The organism is Flavobacterium sp. (genome assembly GCF_025352015.1).
In the GTDB taxonomy this organism is placed as follows: Bacteria; Bacteroidota; Bacteroidia; order Flavobacteriales; family Flavobacteriaceae; genus Flavobacterium.
This window is the reverse complement of record NZ_JANXUG010000072.1, coordinates 22,024-29,425: the sequence shown is the minus strand read 5'-3', so window position 1 is coordinate 29,425 and position 7,402 is coordinate 22,024. Positions and strand designations below refer to the sequence as shown.

Here is a 7,402-nt window from a genome sequence, read left to right as displayed (position 1 = left end):
CTGGTATGCACTCAAATCGATAATAAATGAAAATCAAAGCCCAGTGAACAAAACAATAGCCTTAATAGCTACTTCTTTTACAGCTTGGTATGAATTTAAAGACATAATTAATTTAACATATATAAATTAGACTAAAGCCTTTTTTGTTAAAAATATTTATATTAACTATACTGTTTTTCATAGTACGTTTGATAATCGCCCGAAGTAACATTTTTTAGCCACTCTTCGTTTGACAAATACCAATCAATTGTTTTTTCTAAACCTTGCTCAAAAGTAACGGATGGTTTCCACCCTAATTCTCTATTAATTTTTGAAGCATCAATTGCATAACGTAAATCGTGCCCCGGTCTGTCTTTTACATAAGAAATCAGCATTTCAGATTGACCAGCATTTCTAGCCAATTTTTCATCCATTTGACGGCAAAGTAATTTAACTAAATCAATGTTTTGCCATTCGTTAAAACCTCCAATATTATAAGTTTCGTGATTCTTTCCTTCATGGAAAACCAAATCAATAGCTATGGCATGATCAATTACATACAACCAGTCTCGAGTATATTTTCCGTCACCATAAACAGGCAAAGGTTTGTTATTGATAATGTTATGAATAAAAAGTGGAATTAATTTTTCTGGAAAATGATTTGGTCCGTAGTTATTAGAACAGTTTGTAATCACAAAAGGCAATCCGTACGTCTCACCATACGCTCTTACAAAATGATCAGAACTCGCTTTGGAAGCTGAATAAGGAGAGTTTGGATCATAAGGCGTTGTTTCGGTAAACAAACCTTCAGCACCTAAACTACCGTAAACTTCATCCGTTGAAATATGGTAAAAACGCTTTCCCTCAAAGTTATCTTTCCAGCTAGTTTTAGCAGCGTTTAATAAATTCATTGTGCCAATAACATTGGTTTTTAAAAAGGCTAAAGGATCAGTAATGGAGCGGTCAACATGGGATTCGGCTGCTAAATGCAACACGCCATCAAATTGATACTTTTGAAATAAATCTTTAATAAAATCAGCATTTACGATATCTCCTTTTATAAACGTGTAATTCGAAAGTTTATCTATATCAACAATGTTTTCCAAATTACCCGCATAAGTCAAGGCATCCAAATTGAATATTTGGTAATTTGGATATTTAGTAACAAATCGTCTCACCACATGAGAACCTATAAATCCTGCCCCGCCTGTAATTAAAATCTTTTTCATATTATAATCTTCCGTCTGCTTTTTCGTTTAAAACACCTTTTACATCGAATAAAACCCCATTTGGTTTTTTTAATTTAGATAAGTCAATAGTGGTAAATTCTTTATGAGCTACTCCTAAAACTATAGCGTCAAATGTTTCAGATGGTACTTCTTTTGTTGTAATTAATTTATATTCGTGCTGCACTTCTGATGGTTTTGCCCAAGGATCGGTAATAGTTACATCAATACCGTAATCCGCCAAGGCATGAACGACATCTACAATTTTTGTGTTTCTAACATCGGGACAATTTTCCTTAAAAGTAATTCCCAACATTAACAATTTTGCTCCATTAATAGTAACTCCTTTTTTGATCATCAGCTTCACAACTTGCGAGGCTACATATTCGCCCATGCTGTCATTCAAACGTCTTCCTGCCAAAATAATTTCGGGATGGTATCCTTTTTCCTGTGCTTTTTGGGCCAAATAATAGGGATCGACCCCAATGCAATGTCCGCCAACTAATCCTGGTTTGAAGGGTAAAAAATTCCATTTGGTTCCAGCGGCTTCTAGTACGTGATGGGTATCAATTTCAAGTAGATTAAAAATTTTTGCCAATTCGTTTACAAAAGCAATATTAATATCTCGTTGCGAGTTTTCGATAACTTTGGCAGCTTCCGCTACTTTTATCGATGGTGCCAAATGCGTTCCTGCCGTTATAACCGATTTATATAATTCGTTTACTTTTTGACCAATTTCTGGAGTTGAACCAGAAGTTACTTTTAAAATTTTTTCAACCGTATGTTCTTTATCTCCCGGATTTATTCTTTCTGGAGAATACCCTGCAAAGAAGTCAACATTGAATTTTAAACCACTTACTCTTTCTAAAACTGGGACACATTCTTCCTCTGTTACACCAGGATAAACCGTGGATTCATATATAACAATATCGCCTTTTTTTAAAACTTTCCCAACCGTTTCGCTAGACTTGTATAATGGTGTTAAATCTGGTCTGTTGTTTTTATCTACAGGAGTAGGAACCGTTACGATATAATAGTTACAGTTTTGGATATCTTCAATAGTACTGCTACAAAACAATCCATTAGCGTTGCTACTTGAGTTTACCAATACATTCTTTAGAGTACTTTCATCTATTTCTAAAGTGGCATCATTCCCAGTTTTCAGTTCTTGAATTCTGTTTTGATTGATATCGAAACCAACAACAGGATATTTTGTAGCAAATAATCGTGCTAATGGTAATCCAACATATCCTAATCCGATAACTGCTATTTTAATATTCATGAGATTTCTTTAACTTATTAATCTTAAAAAAGGGTGGCAAATATAGTTATTTATTTAAATTCCAATAGATTGATATACAAAACCAATAGTTTTTAACTTTTCAGCATCTAGAAGATTTCTTCCATCAAAAATAAAAGCTGGTTTTAACATATCATCATAAATTTTTTGCCAATCATAGTCTCTAAACTCATCCCATTCGGTTAAGATGGCAATGGCATGCGCACTTTTGCACGCTTCATACGAATTATCGTAGGATATAATGTGTTTCTCATTTTCAGTTGGTTTTCTGGTGTCAAGGTAATTCAAATCAGAAAGCACTTGTTTTTGAGAAACTTTTGGATCAAACAAAGCAATTTTTGCTTGCTCATTAATCAAATCATCTGCAACATATATAGCAGCCGATTCCCTTGTATCATTGGTGTCTTTTTTGAAAGCCCAACCTAAAAAAGTTATTTTTTTTCCCGATACGGTGTTGTAAAGTGTTTGTACTATATTTTTAGAAAAACGCTTTTTTTGATGGTCGTTCATTATGATAACTTGTTCCCAATAATCAGCTACTTCATTTAATCCGAATGCTTTAGAAATATAGACCAAATTTAAAATATCTTTTTGAAAACAGGAACCTCCAAAACCTACAGAAGCTTGCAAAAATTTAGGACCAATTCTACTGTCCATACCAATGGCTTTTGCAACTTCGTTCACATTAGCTTCTGTCTTTTCACACAATTCAGAAATAGCGTTTATCGAAGATACTCGTTGTGCTAAAAAAGCGTTTGCTACTAATTTTGATAATTCAGATGACCACACATTGGTTGTTAAAATTCTTTCTTTGGGAACCCAATTCGCATAAATATCAACCAAAGATTCTATCGCTTTCAGTCCTTCTGCTGAAGATTCTCCGCCTATCAAAACTCGATCTGGATTTAATAAATCTTGAACTGCAGTTCCTTCGGCTAAAAATTCAGGATTAGAAAGGATTTGAAATTGAACTCCGTTTCCTGTGTTATCCAAAATACTCTTTAGTGCTTCGGCAGTTCTAACAGGTAGGGTTGATTTTTCAACTATAATTTTATTGTTTTTGGCAACTTTGGCTATCTGACGTGCACAAAGTTCAATATGTTTCAAATCGGCAGCCATCCCTTTACCAGTGCCGTAGGTTTTGGTTGGCGTATTTACCGAAATAAAAATTAAATCTGCTTCGTCAATTGCTTTATCGACTTCGGTAGAAAAAAATAAATTTTTTCCTCGAGATTTAGCAACCATTTCATTAAGTCCTGGTTCGTATATGGGTATGTTAGCAACATCTTTATCATTCCAAGCAGCAATTCTAGCCTCGTTTAAATCTACTACAGTAACTTTAATGTTTGGGCATTTTTGAGCGATGACAGCCATGGTTGGCCCGCCAACATATCCTGCACCAATACAACAAATGTTTTTAATTTTCATTATACTTTTTTATTTTAAATGAATCCAATACCACTTCACAGCTTCTTTTAAACCATCTTGAAAAGAATATTTTGGACTGTAGTTTAATAATTTTTTTGCTTTGTCAATACTTGCTAATGAATGAGGAATATCTCCAGCTCTGTTGGGACCATGAGTGACTTGTACCTTTGAAATGGCAGGATTAAATTCTGATAAATAATCTTTCAAATAAGAAACCATATCGTTTAGAGTGGTTCTGTCGCCGTAAGCGGTATTATAAACAGTATTCAATGCTGCTGGATTTTGTGTTAAAATCGCTAACTCATTCATTTGAATAACATTATCGATATAGGTAAAGTCTCTTGAAAAATTCCCATCGCCATTGATGATAGGACTTTGCAGTTGCATTAATTGCATCACAAATTTTGGGATAACAGCTGCATAAGCACCATTGGGGTCTTGTCTTCTTCCAAACACATTGAAATAGCGCAGACCAATAGTTTCTAGTCCATAGGTATTACTGAAAATTTCGGCATACAATTCGTTTACATATTTTGTTATCGCATACGGCGAAAGAGGTTTTCCAATTTTAGCTTCAACTTTTGGCAAACTTTCTGAATCGCCATATGTAGAAGAACTTGCGGCATAAATAAATCTTTTAACACCAGCATCTCTTGCGGCTACCAACATATTTAAAAATCCAGAAACATTGACATCGTTAGTGGTAATAGGATTATTTATAGAACGAGGAACAGAGCCTAATGCCGCCTGATGTAATACATAATCCACTCCTAGAACAGCTTCTTGGCATTGTTTTAAGTCTCTAATATCACCTTCAATTAATTTAAAATTTTCGTGTTGCGAAAACTCTTCAATTGCATGTTTATGACCGGTAGAAAAATTGTCTAGACAAACTACAAAATATCCTTTTGATAAAAAATACTCACAAAGATTAGCACCTATAAATCCTGCGCCTCCAGTAATTAATATAGTAGTTTTTGCACCTATCATTTACCTAATTTTTTAAATAATCGGTGTTTCCATTTGGCAAAAAATTCTGTTGGTTCTTCGTCTTCGTGATAACCACTTCCATACCCATAGCCATAACTGTAACCATAGCCGTAGCCATAGCCGTAGCCCACTCCATATTTTGCTTTATTTTCATAACCATTAAATATGATGCTCACATTTATAAGTTCTCCCCGTTTGGTTCGATTATTAAGTAGAGTCAACATTTCTTTTTTAGTGAAATTTTGGCGCACTACATACAATGTAAGATCACAAAATTGTGACAATTCTAAAGCATCTGAAACTAGTCCAACTGGCGGGGTATCCAAGATAATATAATCATACTTTTCTTTTAATTCATCCATCATTATTTTCATGGATTCGCCAAGAATCAATTCGGAAGGATTTGGTGGAATAGGTCCTGATGTGATTACGTCCAGAAACGGAATATGAGTTTTTTGTATTATATCGTCTAATTTATTTTGACCAATTAAATAGTTGACTGCGCCTAATTCATTTTGAATGTTAAAATCGTCAAAGATTTTTGGTTTCCGTAAATCCAAACCTAAAATAATAGTTTTCTTTTCGCTCAAAGCAAAAACAGTTGCTATGTTAAGAGAACAAAATGTTTTTCCTTCACCGCTGACGGATGAGGTTAACATTAATGTTTTTGTACCTTCAACGCTCTGTTTTTTGTACAAAAACTGCAATGAAGACCGAATGGCTCTAAACGATTCTGAAAGTGCAGATTTGGGTCTTTCATATACAGACAAATTACTTTCGGTATGCTTGACTCCGACAATACCAATAAGTGGTAATTGCGTTTGAGCAGAAATATCTTCGATATTTTGAACTGAATTACTAATAAAAAAGATGAAAAATACTAATACTAATGGAATTATGAGTCCCATAAAAAAGGCTAACACATAATTAACACTGGTTTTGGGTCCCAATAATCCTGCTCCAACATCTTTTGCTGGATCTATAAATTGAATATCGGGAAGATTTGAAGCTTTTACAATGGAAGCTTCACTTCGTTTCTGCAAAAATGTATTATAAAGGTTATCACTCAAATTATATTTCCTAGATAACTTTAGCCATTCTTGTTTGTCTGCAGGAAGTTTAGTGATTTCGGCCTCTACGGATGCAATTTTTTTATTCGCTAAACTCAAATCGTACAATAGAGCACTCTTATAGGAATCGGCATTTTCTTGTAATACTTTTTTAACAGATCGTATTTCATTGTCAATTCTTTCATAATACATTTCGCCTTTTATAGAATACGCCAGCTCTGATCTTTCAATTGATAATGTTATTAATTTTGAAACATTAATATTTATATTGGGTTCGTCAATACCTGCAACTGTTGGCGCTGGTAGCTTTGAATAATCGTTACCACTTCCTTTTAAATAGCTTTTTAAGGTGTTTAGGTAGGCAATTTTTCTTTCGACCTCATCTTTTTTGACATCATAGTCCGTCAATTGTTGTTTGAAGGTTGTTCCTCCTTCTTCTATGTCTGAAATGTTGCTTCTTTTGCCGAAATCTTTTAACTCATCGCCTGAATTTTTAAGATTTCCTTCCATTTCTTTCAACGTTTTATCTATAAAGATAATGGTGTTTTCTGCAAATTTATTTTTATTGTCTAATTGTCTTTTTATCAAAACTTCGACAGAGGTATTGAGATAATCTACCATTCTACTTTTGTTGTTCCCTTTGAGCGCTAATTTGAGAATGGAACCAGCTTTTTCATCTATACCTACGGTAATCGCCATGCAGCCCGAAACTGTTTGATCAAAATTATTTAAACGTACTAGTATTTCTTCACCAAAATTTTGACCAGAGAATGAAACTAAATTTAATTTCCAATGAAGAAAGGGCAAATTAACATCTTCACCTACTCTATAGGTTTTTTTAAAATCTCCTTTAGGTACATAAATTGTGGATGTCTTGTTATTTATGTATCTAATAGCTTGAGCGGTATTTGACTGAAAAGGAATTGTAATTTGATAGGTAGTTCTTGAAAGCATTTTAACTTTTACAAACTCGCCCAACAATTGATTTTGTGTTTTATCTACGATAATTTTAAAGGGAATCTCTCCGTAAACATCTTTTAAAAAATACTTGGTTTGCATAAAATAATCAGTATAAAACTGAAGTTTATCAACCACTATTTCGTTGTGTGATCTTGATTTTAGCGTTGTAGAAATCATCTGAACTTTATCAGAAGTTCCACCCCAATTAAAAACCAAACTTGTGTTTGCAGTAAACAAAGGATTGTTTTCTTCTTGAATTGCTATGGTTGTTTCTATACCATAAATTTTTTGTTTTCTGACGTTTACTTGATGCGCAATAGAAAAAGCAATTATTAATCCAACCACAAACCATTTCCAATAGCTAATTGTTTTAATTAAAAATCCTTTAAAGTCAAAGCTATTTTGTTTGTCAAAAAATGTAAAATCTTTTACTTCTAACATGAAAAATG

At 33.5% G+C, this 7,402-nt stretch carries 5 protein-coding genes; all 5 read right to left on the bottom strand.

From position 1 onward, the window contains the following. Positions 1–161 precede the first annotated feature (161 nt). From rfbB to Q0Q96_RS07145, 5 genes are read right to left on the bottom strand one after another with little or no spacing between them, the layout of a single operon-like run. Positions 162–1,208, bottom strand: a complete 1,047-nt coding sequence (gene rfbB / locus Q0Q96_RS07165) for a dTDP-glucose 4,6-dehydratase (protein WP_293873003.1) — start codon at positions 1,206–1,208, stop codon at positions 162–164. A gap of 1 nt (position 1,209) precedes the next feature. Further along, entirely contained in the window at positions 1,210–2,487 is a 1,278-nt protein-coding gene (locus tag Q0Q96_RS07160) for a nucleotide sugar dehydrogenase (protein WP_293873000.1), read from the bottom strand. Positions 2,488–2,541: 54 nt separating this feature from the next. Continuing rightward, positions 2,542–3,933 carry a UDP-glucose 6-dehydrogenase gene (locus tag Q0Q96_RS07155; RefSeq protein ID WP_293872997.1) on the bottom strand — a complete coding sequence of 464 codons (1,392 nt, stop codon included), beginning with the start codon at positions 3,931–3,933 and terminating at the stop codon, positions 2,542–2,544. A 9-nt stretch (positions 3,934–3,942) separates the two neighbouring features. Then, positions 3,943–4,923, bottom strand: a complete 981-nt coding sequence (locus Q0Q96_RS07150) for an SDR family oxidoreductase (RefSeq protein WP_293872995.1) — start codon at positions 4,921–4,923, stop codon at positions 3,943–3,945. Then, on the bottom strand, positions 4,920–7,394 hold the full coding sequence (locus Q0Q96_RS07145; protein ID WP_293872993.1) for a tyrosine-protein kinase family protein: 2,475 nt from the start codon (positions 7,392–7,394) through the stop codon (positions 4,920–4,922). Before Q0Q96_RS07145 ends, Q0Q96_RS07150 begins: the two co-directional genes overlap by 4 nt. Between the last annotated feature and the right edge of the window lie 8 nt (positions 7,395–7,402).